This window comes from Pseudomonas sp. ACM7 (assembly GCF_004136015.1).
Lineage (GTDB): Bacteria > Pseudomonadota > Gammaproteobacteria > Pseudomonadales > Pseudomonadaceae > Aquipseudomonas > Aquipseudomonas frigoris.
This window is the reverse complement of the sequence record NZ_CP024866.1, coordinates 5,839,396-5,862,502: the sequence shown is the minus strand read 5'-3', so window position 1 is coordinate 5,862,502 and position 23,107 is coordinate 5,839,396. Positions and strand designations below refer to the sequence as shown.

Genomic DNA, 23,107 nt, shown 5'->3' with positions numbered 1-23,107 from the left:
CATCACTTTCAAGCTGAATCTTTGATAAGGAAATCAAGATATGTCAGTAGCACCGAAATACACGTACACCCCTGAGCAAGTCACCGCCGCATTCAATGAAATAAAAGTGACACTGTTCAGCGGCATCACGGCCGAGGCAACCCCAAAAATTCTGGTCGTTGCCGGGCTGCAAGGGTCAGGCAAAACCTATCTGCTGGAAAAGAACCTGCTGCCTTCAAAACGCTACGAAAACTATGTTCGCCTTTACCTGCCCGACTACCGCAAGAAACACCCCCAATACACAGAGATGATCAAACTTGGCGTCTTGCATGCGTATGAGCATACCGAGGCATTTGTTCGTGAAGTCAGTAGGAAGATCTTTACGCAGGCCTTCACGGATAAATTCAACATCATCATGGAATGTGCGTTCGACAGTGTCGATTTCGTTGCTTTTTCGACTTCGGCGACCGCCGCCGGCTATCAATTCGAGACTCACATCGTTGGCTGCACTCAAGAGTTTGCTCATGTGTCGAGCATTAAACGAGCGTTCAAAAGCCTTGAAGACCAGAAAATGGAACGGTTTCTCACGGTATCGAAGCTGAATGCCAGCATGAGTTATGCGCCTGCGATCATCCTGGCCTTCGAGACGGCTGCAAAGGCGGTTAGCGGCTCGCAAATCAATGTGTACGAACGCGGGTTCGGCGTGTTGAACGAGCGGACCTTGATTGCCCAGAGTACCTACACCAAAGCTGCCGACGGCTCCGTCACCACAACGACAACCAAGGTGGATTTTGCGTACAGCGTCTATTCCAGCATCATCGACAACCATGTCTTCGCGGTGAGCGATCGCGACGAAGTGGTCAAAGAGTGCCATCTGGCACTGTGCAAGATTGCGACTCATGCTTCGCATGTTCCGAATTTCGTCTACAACGATCTGTACGCCTACATCGTCAAACACGTGAATCGATAACACGTACGACGAGAGTCGTTTATCTGACTTTCCAATTTTGTGGTTTGCCGCATACTCCAGAAACACAACAGTGCCGTGAGGAATCAATGAGCGAGGGTCGAGAAAAAGCCAGCGCCATCGAGGACAGCCGTTTTCGATTGTTGATCGATGCTGTCGTTGATTACGCAATCTACATGATTGATCCCGATGGAACCATTACCAGCTGGAACGCTGGCGCCAAGCGTTTCAAGGGGTATGAAGAAGCCGAAATACTCGGCCAGCACTTTTCGCGTTTCTATACCGAAGAGGATCGCCGTGCCGGTTTGCCCCAGCGAGCGCTGGACACGGCGATCAGGGAGGGGCGTTTCGAGGGGGAAGGCTGGCGGGTTCGCAAGGACGGCACGCATTTCTGGTGCCACGTCGTCATTGATCCGATTCTCGACCCGTCGGGCAAGTTGCTAGGGTTTGCCAAGATTACCCGCGACCTGACCGACCGCAAAATGGCCGAAGAAGTCCTCAAGCAAAGCGAGCAGCAGTTCCGCCTGCTGGTTCAAAGCGTCACTGACTACGCCATCTACATGCTCGCCCCGGATGGTCGCGTGACCAACTGGAATCCCGGGGCTCAGCGAATAAAGGGGTATTTGCCCGAAGAAGTTATCGGCCAGCATTTTTCGATGTTTTACACCCCGGAAGACCGCGAGGCCGGCGCCCCACAACGGACCCTGGACATTGCAATACGTGAGGGGCGATTCGAAAACAAAGGCTGGCGCGTGCGCAAGGACGGTACGCGGTTCCTGGCCAATGTCGTGGTCGATCCGATTTGGGGCGAAACCGGCACGCTGCTCGGTTTCGCCAAGATCACCCGTGATATCACCGAAGCCGCACAAGCTCAGCAGGTGCTGGAGCAAACCCGCGAAGCGCTGTTTCAGGCGCAGAAGATGCAGGCCATCGGCCAACTCAGCGGCGGCATTGCCCACGACTTCAACAATTTGCTGACCGTCATCCTCGGCAATCTCGAAATCGTCCGCAAACGCGTGGGGGACGATCCGAAAATCACCCGATTGGTGGACAACGCCACTCAGGGAGCCTTGCGCGGCGTCTCTCTGACCCAACGCATGCTGGCTTTTGCCAGACGTCAGGAGCTCAAAGCCGAACCCGTCGAGATACCGGCGCTGGTGCAAGGGATCATCGGGCTGTTGCGCAGCTCGCTTGGGCCTTCCGTGGTACTTGAAACCCGCTTTTCGCGAGAACTGGAACCGGTCTTGGCCGACGTCAATCAGCTTGAGCTGGCGGTGCTGAACCTGGTGACCAACGCCCGCGATGCAATGCCCCATGGCGGAAAAATCGTGATCAGTGCCAAGACCGAAGAAACCTGGGATCAACCGCAGCTATCCCTGCTGTCAGGCCGTTATGTCTGCCTGAGTGTCAGCGATACGGGGGAGGGCATGGATGACGCCACACTCGCTTCGGCAATGGACCCGTTCTTCACCACAAAAGGCGTTGGCAAAGGCACGGGGCTGGGACTTTCGATGGTGCATGGTTACATCGAGCAACTGGGCGGACGATTCGTCCTCAAGAGCCAGAAGGACATAGGCACGATCGCCGAACTGTGGATACCCATCGCCACGACTGGTTCGGTTGCCAAGCCCGTTACCGAGGAGGCCGCACCGCCGATGCACCGTCTATGCGTGTTGGTCGTGGATGATGACAGCCTGGTGTTGACCAGTACCTGCCTGTTACTCGAAGACCTGGGGCATCGGGTGATCAGTGCGACGTCCGGGGCGCAAGCGCTGAAAGTATTCGACAGTGAGTCAGCGATTGACCTGGTCATCACTGACATGGCCATGCCCCAGATGAGTGGCGCGGAACTGGCGCAGGCTATCCGCACCATGAAGCCGGACCTGCCGATCATCCTTGCCACCGGTTACGCCGAGCGCCTGGAAGGTTTCGCAACCAGACTTCCGCGCCTGTCCAAACCTTTTACCCAACTGAATCTGGTGGAGATCATCGCCACGGCCATGAAATGACCAGCGAGCTCAATGTTCGGCGGCGGATCCCGCGTTCTTCTTGAAGCCGCGCACGTTCATGGCGCACAGACAAAACTGCAACACGATCAGTGCATAGGCTTGAGTGTGGTAACCCCAGATCACCCATAAAACATTGCTGACAATAAAACAGATGAAACCCGAGACCCTGCGTCTGGGGTTTTGCGAGCCGATCAACCACGCCGCCAGCACCGTGATCAGCATCGCTGGCCATTGCACCCAATCGAGATAATCCATCCCCATTCCTTAATGTCAGACCCTTATGTGAGGGACCACAGTGACGAGGCACCGTTCGAGGCTTTGCCTCACGATGCCTTTGAATTTTTCGCCATCGAGTGGCTCAGAGTTTTTAACAGCGTCCTGGAGCACTCCCGCCATGAGCCATCCTATGCCGGCGGGCACCGGGCACTGCAGCCTGGACCAGAGCAGTGATTTTCTGGTCGTTGGTGCCTATCCAAAAGGCCAGGAAAAGTATGACATTCAGCGTCCGGACCCGACGACTCACGACCAGTCCGTTGCTCGTATTGCCAAGGTTCCACTTCCCTTGGCCGATCCTGTGTATGGCGGCGAGGGTGCCTTGATGGGTGCCTGGAGGGCGCGTTGAAATCCGGCTGAACTTGTCAGTAGACGTTTCTTCTAAACGTTTCCTACCCCGTGCGTGCCCCTCCTGTGCCAAGAATACTGACCAAAGCCCCGACCGAAGAAAGCCTGACCGAACACAATGCGAAGATGTTCGGCTCACCCAAAGATCGCCTGGATTTCTACCGCCGGGAAATCCAGTACGAAACCAGCATTCTGGCCAATCGCACCGACGCCTACCTGGCGGCGCAATCGTTTTTGGTGATTGCCTTCGCGTCCTGCATGTCCAACCTCAACCCCGAGTGGGGAAAACTCTTCACCCTGGTGGTGCCGCCATTCCTGGCGCTATTGGGGCTGCTCAGTTCGCTCAACGCCTGGCCGGGGATTCGCGCGGCATACGACATCATCGATCACTGGCATTTCAAGCAGAGTGAGTTGTTGCGCAGCGAACCCTTGATGGGCCTCGCTTACGATGAGTCGCCGCTGTTCAGTGAGATGGAATCGTCCCATAAGGGGTATCGCAAGTCGTTGTTGTTTTCGGTGCGTACGCCATGGATTTTCGCCTCCTTCTGGGTGCTGCTGGGGAGCTACGCGTTTTATATCCAGGTGACCAACCCCGGCGCGTGAACCGAACAACAAAAAAGGCCCGGCATATGCCGTAATGCCGGTCAGTTAAGGGGGTGAACACCGCAACCTCTGTGGGAGCAAGCTCGCTCCCACAGGTTTTGCACCTTAACTGACCAGCATTAGGCATATGCCGGGCCTTTTGCTGCCTCGCCACCAGCATCAAGCCGCCAGATTGGCTGCGCTCATTTCTTTCTTGTATTGGGCTTTCAAGCTTTCCATCTGTGCGCCCAATTCCTCCAGGGTGGCTTTACCCAACAGCTTTTTGGCCTGAGGAAACATTTCCGTTTCCTCCTCTTCAATGTGATGTTCCAGCAGTTCCTTGACCACTTTCACGCGACCGGCGAATTCCGGGGTGGACGGATCGGTGACTTTCAGGTCTGGCAGCACCAGCGAATCTACGGTGCGATGTTCTTCCTTGGCTTCGTAATACATGACGTCCTGTTCCTTGCCCCCAGCCTTCTTGTACGCCGGGTACAAGACCTCCTCTTCGAGACGGGTGTGGATGGCGATCTCCATTTCCAGTTTGGCCAGTAACTCGCCGCGTTTTTTAACACCACGTTCGGTGGATTCGCTTAATTGGGTCAGGATGCCTTTTACGCGTTCATGGTCTGCTTTCAACAGGTCTATGGCGTTCATGGTCGAGTCTCTCCAACGAGTCAGGGGGTGAGCGCGAACGGTCTCAAGGCCGAAAGTCGCTCATTGTCCTTGAGCATTTGTCGTGCCGGTTTGCCGGTGCGATAACTTGTTTATAAAACAATAAGTTGAAGTGACTGATGGCGAACTGCGGTCATGCAGCCTGCATGAGTCCGGAAATTGACTCATGCAGTTCGCAGGGGAGCATTAATGTTCCAGACAATAAAAAGCCCGGCGACTATGCCCGGGCTTTTCAAGTTCAGGCTCGGGATTCGGGGTGCTGGAGCAAACGATGAGCGTTTTGCGTGGACATCGAGACAGGCGGGAAATCTTCGTTGAGCAGCCGCAAGTGCTCGATCGCTTCCTCGAACTTCAAGTCGGCCTTCCTGCGCATGGCCTGATAGCGATCAAACCGTTCCACATCCATGTCGCTCACCTCAAGTAACGCCCAGGCGCTGCGGCTCAGTGCCTGGGCGTCTTCAAACATTTGACAATTACGTTCCAGGGCGAAGGCCCGGCAGGCTTTGATTTCTTCGGAGGTGGAATAGTGAATCATGACCAGCACCTGATTTTCTCAAGGTTCCTGTTGATAGGTATCGACGCCGCAGGGGAACCGAACCTGGCAAGTCCCTCCGTGCAAAAGCCGGGCGGGATTAGAGTTGTGACTGGCCGGGTCGCGAAGAATTTCAAATTTATGAACGTGAAAATTCGATAATTCCGACCCTGAACGCACAGACCTCAAATCAAATATCCTGTTTTTTATGTTGTTCATATCGAGCCAGGATCGGTTGAGTACTGATCCCGTGGATGAGGATGCTGAGCGCGACCACGGACAAGGTCAGATCCATGCAGAGTGTTGAGATCGACGCGCCCAGCCCGTGGTTCAGGGCATAAAACAGGTAATACAGACTGCCGATGCCGCGTATGCCGAACCAGCCAATCAACATTCGCTGGCGCCCGTTGAGCAAATTGCCCCAAGGCATGGCGATGACGCTCAGCGGTCGTATCAGGCAAAACAACACGCCAGCGATCGGCAACGCACGCCAGTCCCAATGCGCCATCAGCACCACGCCGAGCAGCGTTACCAGAAAGACTTCCATGGCCCGTTCCACCAGGCTACCGAAGGCAAGCATGTCGCCCATCATGATTCCCGCCGCGACCTGGGTGTCTTCAAGGTTCTCGGTATCGCCATGAACGGCGTCTTGTGGCTCGACGTTCTGATGTCCCACAACAGGCTGAACGAGATGCTCTGCGGGAAGTTCGTCGTCGCCCGTGGATTTGACTTCTTCGTGACGCAAGCCCAGACCGGCGGCAAACACCGACAGAAAGCCGTAACCGTGAATCGACTCGGCCCCGACATAAGCCAGGGCAATCAAGGCGAGGGCGAGATAATCATTCGGGGAAAGGGTGCTGTCGTCATTCTGGATTCGCATCAACAAGGTCAGGCGGCCAATACCGCGTCCCATCCAGTAGCCGGTGAGCAAACCGGCCGGGACTGCCCACAACAGACTGCGTAGCACCCAATCGCTCAGCCAGCCGGGGTTGCCGTCGTGCTGCACCAGGAGCAGGCCGAGGATGACAAACGGGAAGGCGATCCCGTCATTGAGCCCGGCCTCACCCGACAGCCCAAAGCGCACGCTGTCATCATCCCGGGCGTCGTTGACTTGTACCAGGGCAGCGAGCACCGGGTCGGTGGGCGCCAGAATCGAACCGATCAACACGGACGCGCCCCAGGACAATTCGAAACCGTAATGCAGCAACAGGCTGACGCCGGAAATGGTCAGCACCATGACCGGACCGGCCAGCCCGTAGGCAATGCGCCAGTTTTTATCCTTGAACGGCAAGCGCAACTTCAAACCGCAGACAAACAACGAAAACAGCACTGCGACTTCCGTCAGGTGCTCCATCCAGGTGGACGCATTATCGGTGTCCAGTTTCAACAGCCCGAGCCCCGCTGGCCCGATCGCCACACCCAGCACAAGGCATACCGCCGACGTAGTCACCGGCATCCAGCGCAGGTACGACGACGTCAGTGCCAGTGTCAGCAGCACGGCACCCAACACCGCCACCCATAAAATGAAGCTCATGCTCGGTACTCGTCGGGTGCGTGCTGCTCCAGATATCGAAAGGCCCGCCAAAGGAGGGCCCATAAAATGTGGAGTTCTGGAAATGCCGGCAGGTTCAATTTAAAGCATCGGTTTGCCGCCGGTAATCCCGTACCGTTGCCCGGTGATGTAACTGGCCTCATCCGAGGCCAGCAACACATAAATCGGCGCCACTTCCACCGGTTGACCCGGCCGGCCGAGGGGCGTCTGCCCACCAAAGTTCTGCACTTCTTCATCCGGCATGGTCGAGACAATCAGCGGCGTCCAGATCGGCCCCGGTGCCACGCAATTCACCCGAATGTTCTTCGGCCCCAGCATCTGCCCCAGGCCAGCGGTGAAGTTGGCAATCGCACCTTTGGTCGTGGCGTAAGGCAGGAGGGTGGGTTTGGGCATGTCTGAATTGACCGAACTGGTGTTGATGATCGAACTGCCGGGGTTCATGTGCTTCAACGCGGCCTGACAGAGCCTGAAAATGGCGGTGATATTGACGTCGAAGGTCATCACCCATTCTTCGTCCGGGATGTCCTCGAAGTGTTCGTGGGTCATCTGGAACGCCGCGTTGTTAACTAGCACATCGATCCGGCCGAAGCGTTCGACCGTCTTGTCCACCAAGGCCTGGCAGTGCGCTTTCTGCGCCAGGTCACCGGGAAGCAACAGACACTGCCTGCCGGCCTGTTCGACCCAGCGTGCGGTTTCCTGCGCGTCTTCATGTTCATTGAGGTAGGCGACGGCGACATCCGCGCCTTCACGGGCGAAGGCGATCGCTACCGCGCGACCGATGCCACTGTCGGCACCGGTGATCAGGGCGATCTTGCCGTCCAGTCGGCCTGAGCCCTTGTAGCTTTGTTCGCCACAGTCGGGGTACGGGTCCATTTTCTTTTGGGACCCGGGGACTGGCTGGGCCTGCTTCGGGAAGGGTGGTTTGGGATAGGCAGTCATTGGGAAATCTCCGTTCGCAAGGCAGAAGAGTCAAAGGGTTGACCCTGGTGTTTTGCCTTGAGTTCGGTTGGATTTCATGTCGCGAAAAATCAAAAGATCGCAGCCTTCGGCAGCTCCTACAGGGTGTACGCAATTTCGCGTAGGAGCTGCCGAAGGCTGCGATCTTTTGATCTGGATTCAGGCTTTGCGATTGAGCAAACTACGCTCCATCCGCGCAATGCCTTCTTCCAGCAATGCCCGTGGGCAGCCGAAGTTCAGGCGCACGAACTGTTTGCTGTCATCGCCGAAATCCAGACCAGGGCTCAACCCGACCTTGGCTTGCTCAAGGAAAAACTGCTGAGGGTTATCCAGTCCCAGCGCCGAGCAATCGAGCCACGCCAGATACGTGCCTTGCGGGATATTCATGGTCACACCCGGCAGTCGTGTGTTGACCGCTTCCACCAGATAATCCCGATTGCTTTGCAGATACGCCTTCAACCCGGCCAGCCAAGGGCCGCCTTCGCTGTAGGCGACGCGCGTTGCTTCCATGCCCAACGGGTTGACGCTGTCGACCATGCCGCAGCGGGCGTGGTTGACCTTTGCACGCAAAGCCGAGTCCTGAATGATCATGAAAGACGTCTTCAGCCCGGCAATGTTGTAGGCCTTGCTCGCCGACATCAGCGTGATGGTGCGCTTGGCGATTTCCGGGCTCAGGGAAGCCGTCGGAATGTGCACGCGCCCGTCGAAACACAGCTCGGCATGAATCTCGTCAGAGATGATCCAGGCATCCTGCTCCAGGCAGATGTCGGCGACCGCTTGCAGTTCTTCTCGCGGGAAGACTTTGCCCACCGGGTTGTGCGGGTTGCTCAGCAGCAGCGCACCGCCACCGGTCAGCGCCTGGTTCAGGGCATCGAGTGGCGTGGCGTAAGTGCCGTCCGCCAACGCGTCGAATTCGAGTTCAACCTTGTTCAAACCCCAGTGCCCCGGCGCATGGCGCAGCGGCGGGTAGTTCGGGACCTGAACCACGACGTTCTGCTGCGGCTGGACCAGCGCATTCAGCGCCATGTTGAAACCCGACTCCACGCCCGGCAAGAAAATCAGCTCCTCAGGCAATACGCGCCAGGCGTACTTGTTCCACAGGTCAGCGACGATGGCATCGCGCAAGTCATCCTGGGCCACGCTGTAGCCGAGCATCGGGTGTTCCAGACGTTTTTGCAGGGCCTGGATGATCACCGGCGGTGCGGAGAAGTCCATGTCGGCCACCCACATCGGCAATACGTCGGCCTGGTAACGGCTCCATTTGGTACTGCCGGTGTTGTGGCGGTCGAACACCTGATCAAAATCGAAAGTCATGCTCAGTCTCATAAAGGGCAGGGTAAATCCGACAGTCATGATAAACGCCAAGCCCCTGTGGGAGCGAGCTTGCTCGCGAAAGCGGTGGCTCAGCTTGCATAGATGTTGAATGACCCGCCGCCATCGCGAGCAAGCTCGCTCCCACAAGGTATTGCCCGATGGTCGGTTTTCACACAGTCAGTTCTAACATTGTCTACAGTTTTAAATGTCGGCAGCCAGACTGCCACAACCGTGATTGTCCAGAAAAACCCGGCAAAAGTACCGGGTCTCCCCCTGACAGGAGTGCACGATGGACCTCAACCGTCGTCAGTTCTTCAAGGTCGCTGGTATCGGCCTTGCTGGCTCGAGCCTCGGCGCGCTGGGCATGGCCCCCGCGACTGCCTTCGCCGAGCAGGTGCGCCACTTCAAGCTTGCCCACACCCATGAAACCCGCAACACCTGCCCGTACTGCTCGGTCGGCTGCGGCGTGATCATGTACAGCCAGGGCGATGCCGCCAAGAACGTCGCGCAAAACATCATCCACATCGAAGGCGATTCCGACCACCCGGTCAACCGCGGCACCCTGTGCCCCAAAGGCGCCGGCTTGCTGGACTTCATTCACAGCCCCGGTCGTCTGCAATACCCAGAGGTGCGCAAACCTGGCACCACCGAGTGGACGCGGATCTCCTGGGATGAAGCGCTCGATCGCGTCGCCGACTTGATGAAGGCCGACCGCGACGCCAACTTCATCGAGAAGAATGCCCAGGGCCAAATGGTAAACCGTTGGCTGACCACCGGTTTCCTCGCGGCCTCGGCGGCGTCCAACGAAGCGGGTTACATCACCCACAAGGTTGTTCGCAGTCTCGGCATGCTGGGGTTCGATAACCAGGCGCGTGTCTGACACGGCCCGACGGTGGCAAGTCTTGCCCCGACGTACGGCCGTGGTGCCATGACCAATACCTGGACCGATATCGGCAACGCGAATCTGATCCTGGTGATGGGCGGCAACGCAGCAGAAGCGCACCCGTGCGGCTTCAAATGGGTGACCGAAGCCAAGGCGCACAACAAGGCACGCTTGATCGTGGTCGATCCGCGTTTTACCCGGACCGCCTCGGTGGCCGACTATTACGCGCCGATTCGCACCGGCACTGACATCGCCTTCATGGGCGGCCTGATCAATTACCTGCTGACTGAAGACAAGATCCAGCACGAGTACGTGCGCGCCTATACCGACGTGTCGTTCATCGTCAAAGCCGGTTATGGCTTCGAGGACGGAATCTTCAGCGGCTACGACGCGGCCAAACGCAGCTACACGGACAAGTCCGGCTGGGGTTATGAACTCGGTGAAGACGGCTTCGTCAAGGTCGACCCGACCCTGCAAGACCCGCACTGCGTCTATCAATTGATGAAGCAGCATTACAGCCGCTACAACATCGAACTGGCGAGCCAGATTTGCGGCATGCCGGTGGATGCCATGCAGAAGATCTGGGAAGAAATCGCCACCTGCTCGCAACCGGGCAAGACCATGACGATTCTCTATGCGCTGGGCTGGACGCAGCATTCGATCGGTTCGCAGATCATTCGCAGCGCGGCCATGGTGCAATTGCTGCTGGGCAACGTCGGCATGCCGGGCGGGGGCGTCAATGCCTTGCGCGGGCACTCCAACATCCAGGGGCTGACCGACCTCGGTTTGCTGTCCAATTCGCTGCCGGGCTATATGACCTTGCCGCAGGATGCGGAGCAGGATTACGACGCCTACATCGTCAAACGCACGCAAAAACCGTTGCGTCCGGGGCAGCTGTCCTATTGGCAAAACTACGGCAAGTTCCACGTCAGCCTGATGAAAGCCTGGTACGGCGCGAATGCCACGCTCGAAAACCGCTGGGCTTATGACTATCTGCCGAAACTGGACATCCCGAACTACGACATCCTCAAAGTGTTCGACCTGATGGGCCAGGGCAAGGTCAACGGCTACCTGTGCCAAGGCTTCAACCCCATCGCCGCGTTGCCTGACAAGAACCGGGTGATGGCGGCGCTGGCCAAGTTGAAATGGCTGGTGGTAATGGACCCGCTGTCCACCGAAACCTCGGAGTTCTGGCGCAATGTCGGGCCGTACAACGACGTTGAAACCGCTGGCATCCAGACCGAAGTGATTCGCCTGCCCACCACCTGTTTCGCCGAAGAAGACGGCTCGCTGGTCAACAGCAGCCGCTGGCTGCAATGGCACTGGAAAGGTGCCGACGGCCCCGGCGAAGCGCGCACCGATGTGCGGATCATGAGCGAGCTGTTTATCCGTCTGCGCCAGCGTTACCAAGCCAACGGCGGCGCTTATGCCGAGCCGATCCTCAAACTGTCCTGGCCGTACAAAATTGCCGAGGAGCCTTCGCCGGAAGAATTGGCCAAGGAAATCAACGGCTATGCCACCACGGACTTCACTGACGCTACCGGCGCGGCGATCAAGGGCAACGCGCAACTGGCCGGTTTTGGCCAGCTCAAGGACGACGGCAGCACCGCTTCCGGTTGCTGGATTTTCTGCGGCAGCTGGACTGAGGCGGGCAACCAGATGGCCCGGCGCGACAACAGCGATCCGTATGGCATGAAGCAACATCAGGGCTGGGCCTGGGCCTGGCCGGCGAACCGACGGATTCTCTACAACCGCGCTTCGTGCGACCCGCAAGGCAAGCCGTGGGACGAGAAAAAACGTCTGGTGTGGTGGAACGGCAAAGTCTGGGGCGGCACCGATGTGCCGGACTTCAAGGCCGACTCGCCACCGGAAGCCGGGATGAATCCGTTCATCATGAACCCCGAAGGCGTGGCGCGGTTCTTTGCCGTCGACAAGATGAATGAAGGACCTTTCCCCGAGCACTATGAACCGTTCGAAACGCCGATCGGCATCAACCCGTTGCACCCGGAAAACAAGAAAGCCACCAGCAACCCGGCGGCGCGGATCTTCGATTCGGTGTGGGATTCCTTAGGCGTGGCCAAGGACTATCCATATGCCGCGACCAGCTACCGGCTGACCGAGCATTTCCACTTCTGGAGCAAGCATTGCAAGCTCAACGCGATTGCCCAACCCGAGCAGTTCGTCGAGATTGGTGAGGTGCTGGCCAAGGAGAAAGGCATCGTGGCCGGCGACCGGGTCCGTGTCAGTTCCAAGCGCGGACATATAGAAGCGGTGGCGGTGGTGACCAAGCGGATTCGTCCGCTGCAGGTCAACAATCAGGTGGTGCACCAGATCGGTATCCCGCTGCACTGGGGCTTTACCGGGCTCACGCGCCACGGTTACCTGACCAACACCCTGGTGCCGTTCCTCGGCGATGGCAACACTCAGACCCCGGAATCCAAGTCATTCCTGGTCAACGTGGAGAAAGTCTAAATGGCCAGCCAAGACATCATCGCCCGTTCGGCCACCACGACCGTCCCGTCCTCGGTGCGCAATCAAGAGGAAGTGGCCAAGCTGATCGACACCACCAAGTGCATTGGCTGCAAGGCATGTCAGGTTGCCTGCTCGGAATGGAACGAGCTGCGCGACGAGGTCGGCCACAACCTCGGCACCTACGACAACCCTCAGGACCTGACCGCAGAAACCTGGACCTTGATGCGCTTCACCGAGCACGAAACCGACGCCGGCAATCTGGAGTGGCTGATTCGCAAGGACGGCTGCATGCACTGCGCCGAGCCCGGTTGCCTGGCGGCGTGCCCGAGCCCGGGAGCGATCATCAAGCATGCCAATGGCATCGTCGATTTCGACCAGGACCATTGCATCGGCTGCGGGTATTGCATCACCGGTTGCCCGTTCAATATCCCGCGAATCTCGCAAAAGGATCACAAGGCTTATAAATGCACGTTGTGCTCAGACCGGGTGGCGGTGGGGCTGGAGCCGGCCTGCGTAAAAACCTGCCCGACGGGCGCCATAGTGTTCGGCACCAAGGACGACATGAAAGAACACGCGGCCGAAAGGATCGTCGACCTCAAGAGCCGTGGCTTCGAACACGCAGGCTTGTACGACCCGGAAGGCGTCGGTGGTACTCACGTGATGTATGTGCTGCACCATGCCGATGAGCCCCGGTTGTATGCCGGTCTGCCGGACCACCCGACCATCAGTCCGCTGGTGGAACTGTGGAAAGGCGTGAGCAAACCCTTGGGGTTGCTGGCCATGGGCTTGGCGGTGCTGGCCGGGTTCTTCCACTACGTGCGCATCGGGCCGCAGCTGGTCGAGGAGGACGAACACCCGAGCATCCCCGATCCCGCCGTGCATGAAATCGATCCGTCGGTGCATACCTATGATCCGAAGGGGGAGGACAGGCCATGAACGACAAACCCATCCTTCGTTACACATCAAACCAGCGCACTAACCATTGGCTGGTGGCGATTCTGTTTTTCATGGCGGCACTGTCGGGGCTGGCGATGTTTCATCCGGCGTTGTTCTGGCTCAGCAACCTGTTTGGCGGCGGGCCTTGGACGCGCATCCTGCATCCGTTCATGGGCGTGGTGATGTTTGTGCTGTTCCTTGGGCTGGTGATCCGTTTCTGGCGGGCGAACTTCTTTATCACCAACGATCGGCTGTGGCTGAGGCGAGTCGGGCGGGTGATCAAGAATGAGGAGGAGGGCGTGCCGCCCATCGGCAAGTACAACCCTGGGCAGAAGCTGCTGTTCTGGACCTTGCTGATTTGCATGCTGGTGCTGCTGTTCAGCGGGCTGGTGATCTGGCGCGAGTATTTCAGCGAGTACTTCGGCATCACCAGCATTCGTTGGGCCATGCTGCTGCATGCGTTGGCGGGTTTAATCCTGGTGCTGAGCATCATCGTTCACATCTACGCCGGCATCTGGATCAAAGGCTCGGTCAACGCCATGTTGCATGGCTGGGTCAGCCGCGCCTGGGCGAAAAAACACCATGAACTGTGGTACCGCGAAGTGACCCGCGACGAGCACCCCGACCGGCCGATCAGCAAAAAAGGATAACCCCCCTTGGCGACGATTCTTGAGCCTGGCGAGATCGAAGCGGCGGCGAGTTCACCGCCGTTTCTCTACCTGCCTCCGAAAAACCTGTTCACCTTGCGCGCCTTGCGCCTGGAGCGTCTGGTCGTCGGCCATCCACTGGCCGATTACCTGCGGCTGGTGACCGGCCTATGCCACGTGCAGCAGGGTCTGATGGACGATCCACCCGTGGCCGCCATGCCCGATGCCGAACGCCTGCGCGTGTGCCAGCAACACGGCTTGCCGCCGTTCGCCGCCGACAGTCTGGTGCGCGAGGACCATTGGCTGCCGTACCTCGAAACTCTATTGCAGCGTTACCAGCCACCACCGCAACCTGCTGTGGAAAAAGCCGTGGCGACCTTGCGCAGCGCCCACGTCGGGCAACTCAAGGCCTGGGCGATTGCGCTGGTCAGCGGCCAGTTCACCATGCTGCCCGCCGCCGTGGTGCCGTTTCTCGGCGCGGCGTTGCAGGTGGCCTGGAGTCATTGGTTGCTGAGTACACCGGACCTTGCGCTGAAACCCGGCGACAGTCTCAGCCAATGCCCGGCCTGCGGTTCGCCGGCCATGGCCGGGGTGATTCGCCATCGCAGCAAGTACAACGGCTTGCGGTATCTGGTGTGCTCGCTGTGTGCCTGCGAATGGCATGTTGTGCGGGTCAAATGCGTGTATTGCGAACAGAGCAAAGGCCTTGAATACGTCAGCCTCGATGACGACCGCTACGCCGCCAATCAGGCACCGTTACGCGCGGAGGTCTGTCCTGGCTGCGGCAGCTACCTGAAACTGCTTTACCTGGAAAACGACGCCGAAGCTGAAGCGCTCTCGACCGACCTGACCAGCCTGCTGCTCGACATGCGCCTGGAGCAGGAAGGCTACCAGCGTCCAGCGCCTAATCTTCTGCTTGCACCCGGAGGTGGCTGAGCTACCCCTTTGAGCTCTGCCTTTAAACTCAGCGGCTACACTCAGGCGCTACGATCATTCGTAATCAGGAGCGCCTGATGTCCTCCAGATCCGCCAGCCAAACTCTGCGGCTGCCTTCCATCGACAGTCTGCTGCGCCATCCCGCCTGCCAACCGCTGGCCGAGCGTTATGGGCGTGACGCGTTGTTGGCGAATTTGCGGCAATTGCTGGATGACTTGCGTGAACAGGTGCTTTCAGGGCAACTCGACGCCATTGAGATCACGCCTGAAGTGTTGGCGGGCAGGGCGGGTGAACGCCTGGCCACCCAGCATCGCAGCAACGTGCGCCGGGTGTTCAATCTCACCGGCACAGTGCTGCACACCAATCTGGGGCGAGCGTTGTTGCCGGAGGAAGCCATCGACGCCGTGCAGAGGGCGGCCCGTTATCCACTCAATCTGGAATTCGACCTGCACAGCGGCAAGCGCGGCGACCGTGATGACCTGATCGAAGGCCTGATCCGCGAGTTGACTGGCGCCGAGGCGGTGACGGTGGTCAACAACAACGCCGCAGCGGTGTTGCTGACGCTCAACAGCCTGGGCGCGCGCAAGGAAGGCATCATTTCCCGGGGCGAACTGATCGAAATCGGCGGCGCCTTCCGCATTCCCGACATCATGGCGAGAGCCGGGGTCAGGCTCCACGAAGTCGGCACCACCAATCGCACCCATGCCCGCGATTATGAGGCGGCCATCGGCCCCCGTAGTGGTTTGGTGATGCGCGTCCATGCCAGCAACTACAACATCGAAGGCTTCACCGCTCGGGTGCCGACCGCCGAGTTGGCGCAACTCGCGCATAAACACGGTTTGCCATTGCTTGAAGACCTCGGCAGCGGCAGCCTGCTGGACCTGACGCGCTGGGGCTTGCCCGCCGAACCGACGGTGCGCCAGGCGCTGAGCGATGGCGCCGACATCGTCACCTTCAGCGGCGACAAGTTACTGGGTGGCCCCCAGGCCGGGTTGATTGTCGGCCGCAAAGACCTGATCGCGAAGATCAAGAAGAATCCACTCAAGCGCGCCTTGCGGGTCGACAAACTGACCCTGGCCGCCCTCGAAGCGGTGTTGGGCCTGTACCGCGATCCTGATCGACTGGCCGAGCGGTTGCCGAGTTTGCGCCTGCTGACCCGGCCCCAGGCGGACATCTTCGCTCAGGCTGAGCGCCTGCAACCCACGCTGGCCAAAGTCTTGGGCGATGGTTGGAGCGTCAGCGCGGTACCTGCGCTGAGCATGATCGGCAGCGGCAGCCAACCGGTGGCGCGATTACCGAGTGCGGCTTTATGCCTGCGACCGAACGCGTCTAAACGTCTTCGCGGGCGGCAGTTGCACGGTCTGGAGGCGGCCCTGCGTGCGTTGCCGATTCCGGTGCTCGGGCGCATTGATGACGATGCGTTGTGGCTGGACCTGCGGCAACTGGACGATGAGCCGGCGTGGCTGGCGCAACTCGATCAAATTGCAGGAGCCGCAGAGTGATCGTCGGCACCGCAGGGCACATCGACCACGGCAAGACCGCCTTGCTCCAGGCCCTGACCGGTCAGGCCGGCGACCGTCGCCGGGAAGAACGTGAACGCGGCATGACCATCGACCTCGGCTACCTTTACGCGGCGCTGGAACCGCAAGCGCCCCTGACCGGTTTTATCGATGTGCCCGGTCATGAGCGTTTCACCCACAACATGTTGGCGGGGGCTCAGGGCATTGATCTGGTGTTGCTGGTGGTCGCGGCCGACGACGGCGTCATGCCGCAAACCCGCGAACACCTGGCCATCGTTGAACTGCTGGGCATCCCTCGGGCAATGGTTGCGATCAGCAAATGCGACCGCGTCGAACCGTCCAGAGTGCAAGCCGTTCGCGATCAGATCCAGACATTACTGGCACCGGGGCCTTATGCCAACGCGCCGCTGATTGCGCTGTCGAGTGTGACCGGGGAGGGCATCGAGACCCTGCGACAAGCCTTGCTCAAGGCGCAGCGTGAAGTCGTTCAACGCAGTACCACCGGTGGTTTTCGCCTGGCGATCGATCGTGCCTTCAGCGTGGCCGGCGTCGGTATCGTGGTGACCGGCACTGCGTTGTCTGGCGTGGTAGCAGTGGGCGATACGCTGATGCTCGGCCCGCAGGGCAAACCCGTGCGTGTGCGCGGCCTGCATGCACAGAACCGGGCCGCCGAAGTCGCAATGGCCGGACAGCGAGTCGCGTTGAACCTGAGTGCCGAACGCTTGGCCCTGGAGCAGATTCATCGCGGTCACTGGTTGCTGGCCGAGTGGCTGTACGCGCCGACCCAGCGAGTGGATGTCGACCTGCAATTGTTAGCCAGCGAACCGAAAGCCTTCGAGCACTTCCAACCTGTGCACGTTCACATGGGGACTCAGGATGTGACCGGGCGGGTGGCGTTGCTGGAAGGCGCCCGCCTGGCGCCGGGTGAACGGATGTTTGCGCAACTGCTGCTGAATGCGCCGGTGCAGGCGGTGAAGGGCGATCCGTTGATCCTGCGTGACCAGAGCGCCCAACGCACCCTCGGCGGCGCGCGGGTGCTCGACCCGTTTGCACCGACCCGACAACGCCGAAGCCCCGAGCGGCTGGCGCAGCTACACGCCCTCGCCACATGCAATCAGTTGGAAGACAGCCTGCCGGCGTTATTGGCCAACAGCGATACCGGGCTCGATCCGCAGCGTCTGGAGCGTCAGTTCAACCGCCCCCGCAACACGTGGTTTTTGCCCGATGACGTGCGCCTGATCGACACCCGCCAAGGTCCATTACTGTTCAGTGCTGTCCGCTGGGAAGCACTGAAAGCACCATTGCTGGAACACCTCGCACGCTTTCATCAACTGGAACCGGATCAAATGGGCCCGGACCGGGATCGCCTGCGGCGGTTCACCGGCACAGCGCTGGACCGTCCGACGTTCATCAGCCTGCTCGACGAGTTACTCGCCAGCGGGGCCATTGCCGCCAGCGGGCCATGGCTGCATTTACCCGATCATCAGGTGCGTTTGAGCGAAGACGACGAAGCCCTGTGGCAACACTTGCAACCGTTGTTCGAACAGGCTGGTTTTGATCCGCTGTGGGTGCGTGACCTTGACCATGACGAGGCGGCCGTGCGCTTGCTGCTGTGCAAAATGGCGAGGTTGGGATTAGTGCATCAAGTCGTCCGTGACCTGTTCTACACCGATACGATGATCCGCCGATTGGCGGCTATGCTTGTGCAACTGGCCGCGCAAAACCCGGTGATTCAGGTCACGGCGTTTCGTGATGCAGTGGGCCTGGGTCGCAAGCGCAGCATCCAGATTCTCGAATACTTCGACCGGATCGGCCTGACGCGACGGTTTGGCGACAAGCGCCATATCCGCCTCGACAATGCCTTGGCCCAAGGCACCGACCACTGACTTCAAGGAAGGCAATCGCGCCCGGTGGCGCGGCCGGGCTTCAAACCCGGTTGGGGACGGCATCCGTTCCCGGGCAGGTTCGACTCCGGCTGCCTTCCGCCAATTTTTCCTTTCACTTGAGCAACCGGGTATCCAGCCCAAAGCGTTCCTGAGAAACAAGTTTGAATTGATCCGCGGCCAAGTCGCAGCTCACCAATAGATTCCACGAATGACGGGTAACCGCAGACGGGATGAGCAGAAAGGGATGCTTGGCCAGTAGCTCATCAGCAAACAGCTGCTGATTGGGCGAGAGTTGAGACGGGATGAGCCAATTTGGGTTCGGCACATCATCGGGCTGAACAACCTTGATGAAATTCGAATCCAGCACTTCGAAGCACGTCAACACGTGAGGCACCATATCCAGCGTATCGAAGCCTGCGTGGGCTGCGACTTCCAGAATGGCAGTGGACGGGTCGGCCGAAGCGTAAATAACCCGGCGGCCGGGAGGGTTCCAACGACCACCGGATTGCTGCGCACCAATGCCACTGTCCCACGTGTCCTTGAAGACCTCGCGGTCAAGGCGCCAAGCGTGCCACTTCCCATCCCAGGGCAGAGGATTCATTGATAAACCCCGTGTTCAATCCGGGTCAAATAGTCCTCGACTACCTGGAAGCCAAGCGAGTTGTCGATCAGCTCCAGCGGGATATTTCCGTCCAGGTATTTGCAGGGTTTCTTCAACCAATCCTCAGCCAACTGCTGATTGCCAAACACGTTGATGGCGTGCTCCAGGGCCTGCGCATACTGGAAGGCGACTGTACTTTGTTGCTGGTTTAGCCGCACTGGTTTGGTCTCCTTCGCCAAGCGCTGGACAGTCCTGAGGGACTTCCCTGTAATGCGCTGAACAAGGCCGTGCGCCATGTAAAGATCGGATATAGAAAGCATGTCCCTGACGTCGCTCAGGTCAAAGCCTTCCTTTGTGTATCGGATGATCAACATGCGCGTATCACCTTCGCGGCCATGTAACAGCACCTCAGTCGGCTTTCGCGTGACACTTTTTGTCTCCGTCGCTACGACTGCTTTTCCTGTGGATTTGACGGCAGGCTTGTCTGCTTGATTCGCGGCGGGCATACCGATTACCTCCATACGACATTTGACGTAATCATAGCGCCAACTGTCGCAACCTGCGCAATTGAGTTTGACCAAGCCTGCCGGGCGCCAGACGCTCTCTCTCTTGCCTGACTTGAGCCACCACGTTAAACGTCGCGCGTCCGACGGCCAACCCGAAAAACTTGTGGGACAAATCCTCTATTTTTTGATTTTCGACACCACTTGTGGGACCCGCGCTAGCGCCAAATCCACACAGTCAAGATCGCGCGTTCCATCTGAGTAGTCACGATCCTCTGTGGCGAGGGGGCTTGCCGGAATGCTGCTTCACCCCGTTCGGCGCTGTAGCAGCTGTCGAGCTTGCGAGGCTGCGTCCGGCTGCGTAGCAGCCGCAAGGTCAGACATTGCGGTGCGTCAGACGCACCGCATACACAGGGTTTACGACTGCTTCGCAGTCGGACGCAGCCTAGCAGGCTCGACAGCTGCTACAAAACAGGCGTTGTTGCTGAAATGGCACTACCACAGAGCCGAGTTTTTCGCCGTGCAGGGTTGTCGATCACTGCATCACATAACGCCCAGGCGCCGACTCAATCGCCGGGTATTGCGCGTTACCGGTATGCAGCACCGAGGGCTGGCGCTCGCCGGACTGTTCAGCCAGCCAGACGAACCAGTCATTCCACCAGCTACCGGAATGTTGCTGGGCGTTCTTGAACCAGGTTTCCGGGTTTTTGGTGACCCGGTTGTTGGTCCAGTAGTGGCGTTTTTCCTTTGCCGGCGGGTTGATCACCCCGGCGATATGCCCTGATGCGCCCAGCACAAAACGCTTGGTCCCGGAGAGCAACTCGGTGCTGGCGTAAGCGCTTCTCCACGGCACGATGTGATCGTCATGGGTGGCGAGGATGTACGCTGGAGCATTGATGGCGCGCAGGTCCAGCTTGACCCCGCAACAGTCCAGCTCACCGGATTTCAGGTCGTTCTGCAGATAGGTGTGGCGCAGATACCAGCAATACATCGGGCCCGGGAGGTTGGTGCTGTCGTTGTTCCAGAACAGCAGGTCAAGAGGGATCGGTTTCTGGCCCTTGAGGTATTTGTCGACGTTGTAGTTCCACCACAAGTCATTGGGGCGCAGCAGCGAGAAGGTGTTGCCCATGTCCTCGCCCTTGAACAGGCCGATGGGGCCATCTTGGCCGCCGATGGTGCGCTCGCGGTAGGCCACCAATTGTTCGTCGACGAAGATGTCGATGGGGCCGGTATCGAGGTAGTCGAGGAAGGTGGTCAACAGGCTCACGCTGCCAATCTCGCGGTCGCCGCGCGCCGCCAGGACCGCCAGCGCCGAACTCAACAAGGTGCCGCCGATGCAGAAGCCGACGCAATTGGGCCGCTGCTCGCCGCTAATTTCGCGGGTCACTTGCAGGCCTTTGATGATGCCGGTTTCGATCAGGTCATCCCAGGTGGTGCCAGCGTGCTCCTGGTCGAAGTTGCGCCACGACATCAGAAACACCGGGTGCCCTTGTTTCAACAAATGGCCAACCATCGAGTTGTCCGGGCGCAGGTCGAGAATGTAGTACTTGTTGATCGACGGCGGCACGACAAACACCGGACGCTGGTACTGGGTTTCGCTTTGCGGGTAATACTGGATGAGCTGGAAGAGTTCGTTCTCGAACACCACTTCGCCGGGGGTGTTGGCGAGATCGACACCGACTTTGAAGGCGCCGGCGTCGCACTGGCGCATCTTGCCTTCTTGCAGGTCGCTGGCCAGGTGCAACAGGCCGGTGAGGAGGCTGCTTCCCTGAGTATCGACGACACGTTGCAGCGCATCGGGGTTGCTGGCCAGAAAGTTACTCGGCGCCCCGGCGGCGATGGCTTGTTCCACCAGATAGAGTAGGCGTTGGCGCGGTTTTTTGTCCGGGATCGCTAACGTGTCCAGCAGCTTCAGCAGAAACCCTGCGTTGAGCAGATAAAAGGCGGCGAGGGAGCCGAACAGTGGCTGGCTCCAGTTGCCGCTGGAAAAACGTCGATCGTCGAAGCTGAATGGCTGACCGGTCAGCAGTTGCTGGCCGAGTTCGCCCCATTGCTGTTGGTAATCCGATTGAAGGCTGTCCAGGGTGCCGTGCGGCAGGTCAAACCACTCGTTGTATTCCTGGCCGGTAAACCACGGATTGCTACTGACCCAGAGACGTAATTGTTGCACTGCAAAGGAGGCAATGAACGGAACCTGGCCTGACCAGAAGGTGTTGAAGGTATGCGCGTTGTTGTCCATGGAACTCCTTGCCCACTTACGTAAACCGGGTAGAAAAAAACCGCGGCGCCGGACTTCGGCGCCGCGTCAGCAACTTAAGCAAACACTCCTGTGTTTCTAGCGCTCGATGACCAGGCTGACGCCCTGGCCGCCACCGATGCACAACGTAGCCAAGCCTTTTTTGCCGTCGCGACGAATCAGCTCATGCAACAGCGACACCAGAATCCGCGCACCCGATGCACCGATCGGATGACCCAGGGCAATCGCGCCGCCATTGACGTTGACTTTGCTGGTGTCCCAACCCAGTTCCTTGCCGACTGCCAGTGATTGCGCGGCGAACGCTTCATTGGCTTCGATCAGGTCGAGGTCGTCCAGGCTCCAGCCGGCTTTGGTCAATGCCAAGCGGGTGGCCGGCACCGGGCCGATGCCCATGATCGACGGGTCCACGCCAGCGCTGGCGTAAGCCTTGATGCGTGCCAGAACCGGCAAGCCGAGGGCCTTGGCCTTGGCGGCGCTGGCCAGCAACAGCACGGCGGCACCATCGTTGAGGGTCGAGGAGTTGCCGGCGGTCACGCTGCCGTTTTTCTGGAACGCGGGTTTGAGGTTGCCCAGCGCTTGCAGCGTGCTGTCCGGACGCGGCTGTTCATCGGTGTCGAAGACCAGCGGCTCACCTTTGCGCTGAGGGATCAGGATCGGGGTGATTTCACGCTTGAAGTAACCCGCTTCGATGGCAGCAGCGGCTTTCTGTTGCGAGGCCGCGGCGAAAGCGTCCTGGTCTTCGCGACTGAGGCTGTACTTCTCTGCCAGATTCTCGGCGGTGATGCCCATGTGGTAGTCGTTGAAAGCATCCCACAAACCGTCCTGAATCACGCTGTCTTGCAGTTGCGCATGACCCAGACGCAAACCGGTACGGGCCTTGGGCAGCACATACGGTGCCAGGCTCATGTTTTCCTGACCGCCGGCAATGATGAGTTCGGCGTCGCCGCAACGGATGGCCTGGACCGCCAGCTGGACAGCCTTGAGGCCCGAGCCGCAGACCTTGTTCAGGGTCAGGGCAGGGGTGGTATGGGGCAGGCCGGCCTTGATCGCCGTCTGGCGTGCCGGGTTTTGCCCCGAGCCTGCGGTGAGTACCTGGCCGAGGATCACTTCATCGATCTGCGAGCCGTCCAGACCGGTCTCTTCCAGCAAACGGCGAATGACCGCCGCGCCCAGTTCGGTGGCTGGAATCGCGGACAAGGCACCTTGGAAACTGCCAATGGCGGTACGAGTAGCGGCAACGATTACGACTTCGTTCATGCGTGACCTCATTAAGATTTT

19 protein-coding genes, 1 tRNA gene and 1 pseudogene are annotated in these 23,107 nt (G+C 59.1%); 11 read left to right on the top strand and 10 right to left on the bottom strand.

Annotated elements, in window-relative coordinates:
• The first annotated feature begins 40 nt into the window (after positions 1-40).
• Together CUN63_RS27870 and CUN63_RS27865 are read left to right on the top strand one after the other, a co-directional pair.
• Positions 41-949: a zeta toxin family protein gene (locus CUN63_RS27870; protein ID WP_129444196.1), complete on the top strand. Its 909-nt coding sequence runs from the start codon at positions 41-43 to the stop codon at positions 947-949.
• A gap of 86 nt (positions 950-1,035) precedes the next feature.
• Complete coding sequence (locus tag CUN63_RS27865) at positions 1,036-2,955, top strand: PAS domain-containing sensor histidine kinase (RefSeq protein ID WP_129444194.1); 1,920 nt, start codon at positions 1,036-1,038, stop codon at positions 2,953-2,955.
• A gap of 9 nt (positions 2,956-2,964) precedes the next feature.
• Here the strand turns inward: CUN63_RS27865 and CUN63_RS27860 are convergent, their stop codons facing one another.
• A complete protein-coding gene (locus CUN63_RS27860; RefSeq protein ID WP_129444192.1) occupies positions 2,965-3,210 on the bottom strand; it encodes a hypothetical protein in 246 nt (81 codons plus the stop codon).
• A gap of 151 nt (positions 3,211-3,361) precedes the next feature.
• Between CUN63_RS27860 and CUN63_RS27855 the strand changes: the two are divergent.
• Both CUN63_RS27855 and CUN63_RS27850 read left to right on the top strand, forming a co-directional pair.
• Positions 3,362-3,577: pseudogene (locus CUN63_RS27855) on the top strand (cupin); the annotation flags it as partial.
• A 65-nt stretch (positions 3,578-3,642) separates the two neighbouring features.
• A complete protein-coding gene (locus CUN63_RS27850; RefSeq protein ID WP_129445180.1) occupies positions 3,643-4,179 on the top strand; it encodes a hypothetical protein in 537 nt (178 codons plus the stop codon).
• A 159-nt stretch (positions 4,180-4,338) separates the two neighbouring features.
• Here CUN63_RS27850 and CUN63_RS27845 read toward each other — a convergent pair whose 3' ends face one another.
• From CUN63_RS27845 to CUN63_RS27825, 5 genes are all read right to left on the bottom strand, one after another.
• Entirely contained in the window at positions 4,339-4,815 is a 477-nt protein-coding gene (locus CUN63_RS27845; RefSeq protein WP_046055244.1) for a hemerythrin domain-containing protein, read from the bottom strand.
• Positions 4,816-5,071: 256 nt separating this feature from the next.
• Positions 5,072-5,368: a hypothetical protein gene (locus CUN63_RS27840; RefSeq protein ID WP_129444190.1), complete on the bottom strand. Its 297-nt coding sequence runs from the start codon at positions 5,366-5,368 to the stop codon at positions 5,072-5,074.
• 187 nt (positions 5,369-5,555) lie between these two features.
• A complete protein-coding gene (locus CUN63_RS27835; RefSeq protein WP_129444188.1) occupies positions 5,556-6,899 on the bottom strand; it encodes a sodium:proton antiporter in 1,344 nt (447 codons plus the stop codon).
• Between the two features lie 99 nt (positions 6,900-6,998).
• A complete protein-coding gene (locus CUN63_RS27830; protein WP_129444186.1) occupies positions 6,999-7,856 on the bottom strand; it encodes an SDR family oxidoreductase in 858 nt (285 codons plus the stop codon).
• Between the two features lie 177 nt (positions 7,857-8,033).
• On the bottom strand, positions 8,034-9,188 hold the full coding sequence (locus tag CUN63_RS27825) for a MalY/PatB family protein (protein WP_129444184.1): 1,155 nt from the start codon (positions 9,186-9,188) through the stop codon (positions 8,034-8,036).
• Between the two features lie 289 nt (positions 9,189-9,477).
• On the opposite strand from CUN63_RS27825, the gene fdnG reads away from it, so the two are divergent.
• From fdnG to CUN63_RS27785, 7 genes are all read left to right on the top strand, one after another.
• Entirely contained in the window at positions 9,478-12,543 is a 3,066-nt protein-coding gene (gene fdnG / locus CUN63_RS27815; RefSeq protein ID WP_165353290.1) for a formate dehydrogenase-N subunit alpha, read from the top strand.
• Complete coding sequence (gene fdxH / locus CUN63_RS27810; RefSeq protein WP_129444178.1) at positions 12,544-13,479, top strand: formate dehydrogenase subunit beta; 936 nt, start codon at positions 12,544-12,546, stop codon at positions 13,477-13,479.
• Complete coding sequence (locus tag CUN63_RS27805) at positions 13,476-14,129, top strand: formate dehydrogenase subunit gamma (RefSeq protein ID WP_129444176.1); 654 nt, start codon at positions 13,476-13,478, stop codon at positions 14,127-14,129. The genes fdxH and CUN63_RS27805 overlap by 4 nt, the downstream gene beginning before the upstream one ends.
• A gap of 6 nt (positions 14,130-14,135) precedes the next feature.
• On the top strand, positions 14,136-15,062 hold the full coding sequence (gene fdhE, locus CUN63_RS27800) for a formate dehydrogenase accessory protein FdhE (RefSeq protein ID WP_129444174.1): 927 nt from the start codon (positions 14,136-14,138) through the stop codon (positions 15,060-15,062).
• Between the two features lie 77 nt (positions 15,063-15,139).
• Positions 15,140-16,564: an L-seryl-tRNA(Sec) selenium transferase gene (gene selA / locus CUN63_RS27795; protein ID WP_129444172.1), complete on the top strand. Its 1,425-nt coding sequence runs from the start codon at positions 15,140-15,142 to the stop codon at positions 16,562-16,564.
• Positions 16,561-18,468 carry a selenocysteine-specific translation elongation factor gene (selB, locus tag CUN63_RS27790; protein WP_129444170.1) on the top strand — a complete coding sequence of 636 codons (1,908 nt, stop codon included), beginning with the start codon at positions 16,561-16,563 and terminating at the stop codon, positions 18,466-18,468. Before selA ends, selB begins: the two co-directional genes overlap by 4 nt.
• 6 nt (positions 18,469-18,474) lie before the next feature.
• Positions 18,475-18,570, top strand: a tRNA-Sec gene (locus CUN63_RS27785).
• Positions 18,571-18,580: 10 nt separating this feature from the next.
• On the opposite strand, the gene CUN63_RS27780 is transcribed toward CUN63_RS27785, so the two are convergent.
• The 4 genes from CUN63_RS27780 to CUN63_RS27765 all read right to left on the bottom strand — a co-directional run bounded on the left by CUN63_RS27780 (position 18,581) and on the right by CUN63_RS27765 (position 23,086).
• Positions 18,581-19,069, bottom strand: coding sequence for an RES family NAD+ phosphorylase (locus tag CUN63_RS27780; protein WP_129444168.1), 489 nt, complete (start codon positions 19,067-19,069; stop codon positions 18,581-18,583).
• The gene (locus CUN63_RS27775) at positions 19,066-19,575 is read right to left on the bottom strand and encodes an antitoxin Xre/MbcA/ParS toxin-binding domain-containing protein (RefSeq protein WP_129444166.1); all 510 of its coding nucleotides are present in this window, start codon (positions 19,573-19,575) and stop codon (positions 19,066-19,068) included. The genes CUN63_RS27780 and CUN63_RS27775 overlap by 4 nt, the downstream gene beginning before the upstream one ends.
• A gap of 532 nt (positions 19,576-20,107) precedes the next feature.
• Positions 20,108-21,811 (bottom strand): class I poly(R)-hydroxyalkanoic acid synthase, encoded by a 1,704-nt coding sequence (phaC, locus tag CUN63_RS27770; protein WP_129444164.1) that lies wholly within the window; start codon positions 21,809-21,811, stop codon positions 20,108-20,110.
• A gap of 96 nt (positions 21,812-21,907) precedes the next feature.
• Positions 21,908-23,086, bottom strand: a complete 1,179-nt coding sequence (locus tag CUN63_RS27765; protein ID WP_129444162.1) for an acetyl-CoA C-acetyltransferase — start codon at positions 23,084-23,086, stop codon at positions 21,908-21,910.
• Positions 23,087-23,107 lie beyond the last annotated feature (21 nt).

Bases quoted from the DNA above. Each gene is read 5' to 3' on its own strand.
- CUN63_RS27870 (WP_129444196.1), top strand. From the start codon at position 41: ATGTCAGTAGCACCGAAATACACGTACACCCCTGAGCAAGTCACCGCC.
- CUN63_RS27865 (WP_129444194.1), top strand. From the start codon at position 1,036: ATGAGCGAGGGTCGAGAAAAAGCCAGCGCCATCGAGGACAGCCGTTTT.
- CUN63_RS27860 (WP_129444192.1), bottom strand. From the start codon at position 3,210: ATGGATTATCTCGATTGGGTGCAATGGCCAGCGATGCTGATCACGGTG.
- CUN63_RS27845 (WP_046055244.1), bottom strand. From the start codon at position 4,815: ATGAACGCCATAGACCTGTTGAAAGCAGACCATGAACGCGTAAAAGGC.
- CUN63_RS27840 (WP_129444190.1), bottom strand. From the start codon at position 5,368: ATGATTCACTATTCCACCTCCGAAGAAATCAAAGCCTGCCGGGCCTTC.
- CUN63_RS27835 (WP_129444188.1), bottom strand. From the start codon at position 6,899: ATGAGCTTCATTTTATGGGTGGCGGTGTTGGGTGCCGTGCTGCTGACA.
- CUN63_RS27830 (WP_129444186.1), bottom strand. From the start codon at position 7,856: ATGACTGCCTATCCCAAACCACCCTTCCCGAAGCAGGCCCAGCCAGTC.
- CUN63_RS27825 (WP_129444184.1), bottom strand. From the start codon at position 9,188: ATGACTTTCGATTTTGATCAGGTGTTCGACCGCCACAACACCGGCAGT.
- fdxH (WP_129444178.1), top strand. From the start codon at position 12,544: ATGGCCAGCCAAGACATCATCGCCCGTTCGGCCACCACGACCGTCCCG.
- CUN63_RS27805 (WP_129444176.1), top strand. From the start codon at position 13,476: ATGAACGACAAACCCATCCTTCGTTACACATCAAACCAGCGCACTAAC.
- selA (WP_129444172.1), top strand. From the start codon at position 15,140: ATGTCCTCCAGATCCGCCAGCCAAACTCTGCGGCTGCCTTCCATCGAC.
- CUN63_RS27780 (WP_129444168.1), bottom strand. From the start codon at position 19,069: ATGAATCCTCTGCCCTGGGATGGGAAGTGGCACGCTTGGCGCCTTGAC.
- CUN63_RS27775 (WP_129444166.1), bottom strand. From the start codon at position 19,575: ATGCCCGCCGCGAATCAAGCAGACAAGCCTGCCGTCAAATCCACAGGA.
- phaC (WP_129444164.1), bottom strand. From the start codon at position 21,811: ATGGACAACAACGCGCATACCTTCAACACCTTCTGGTCAGGCCAGGTT.
- CUN63_RS27765 (WP_129444162.1), bottom strand. From the start codon at position 23,086: ATGAACGAAGTCGTAATCGTTGCCGCTACTCGTACCGCCATTGGCAGT.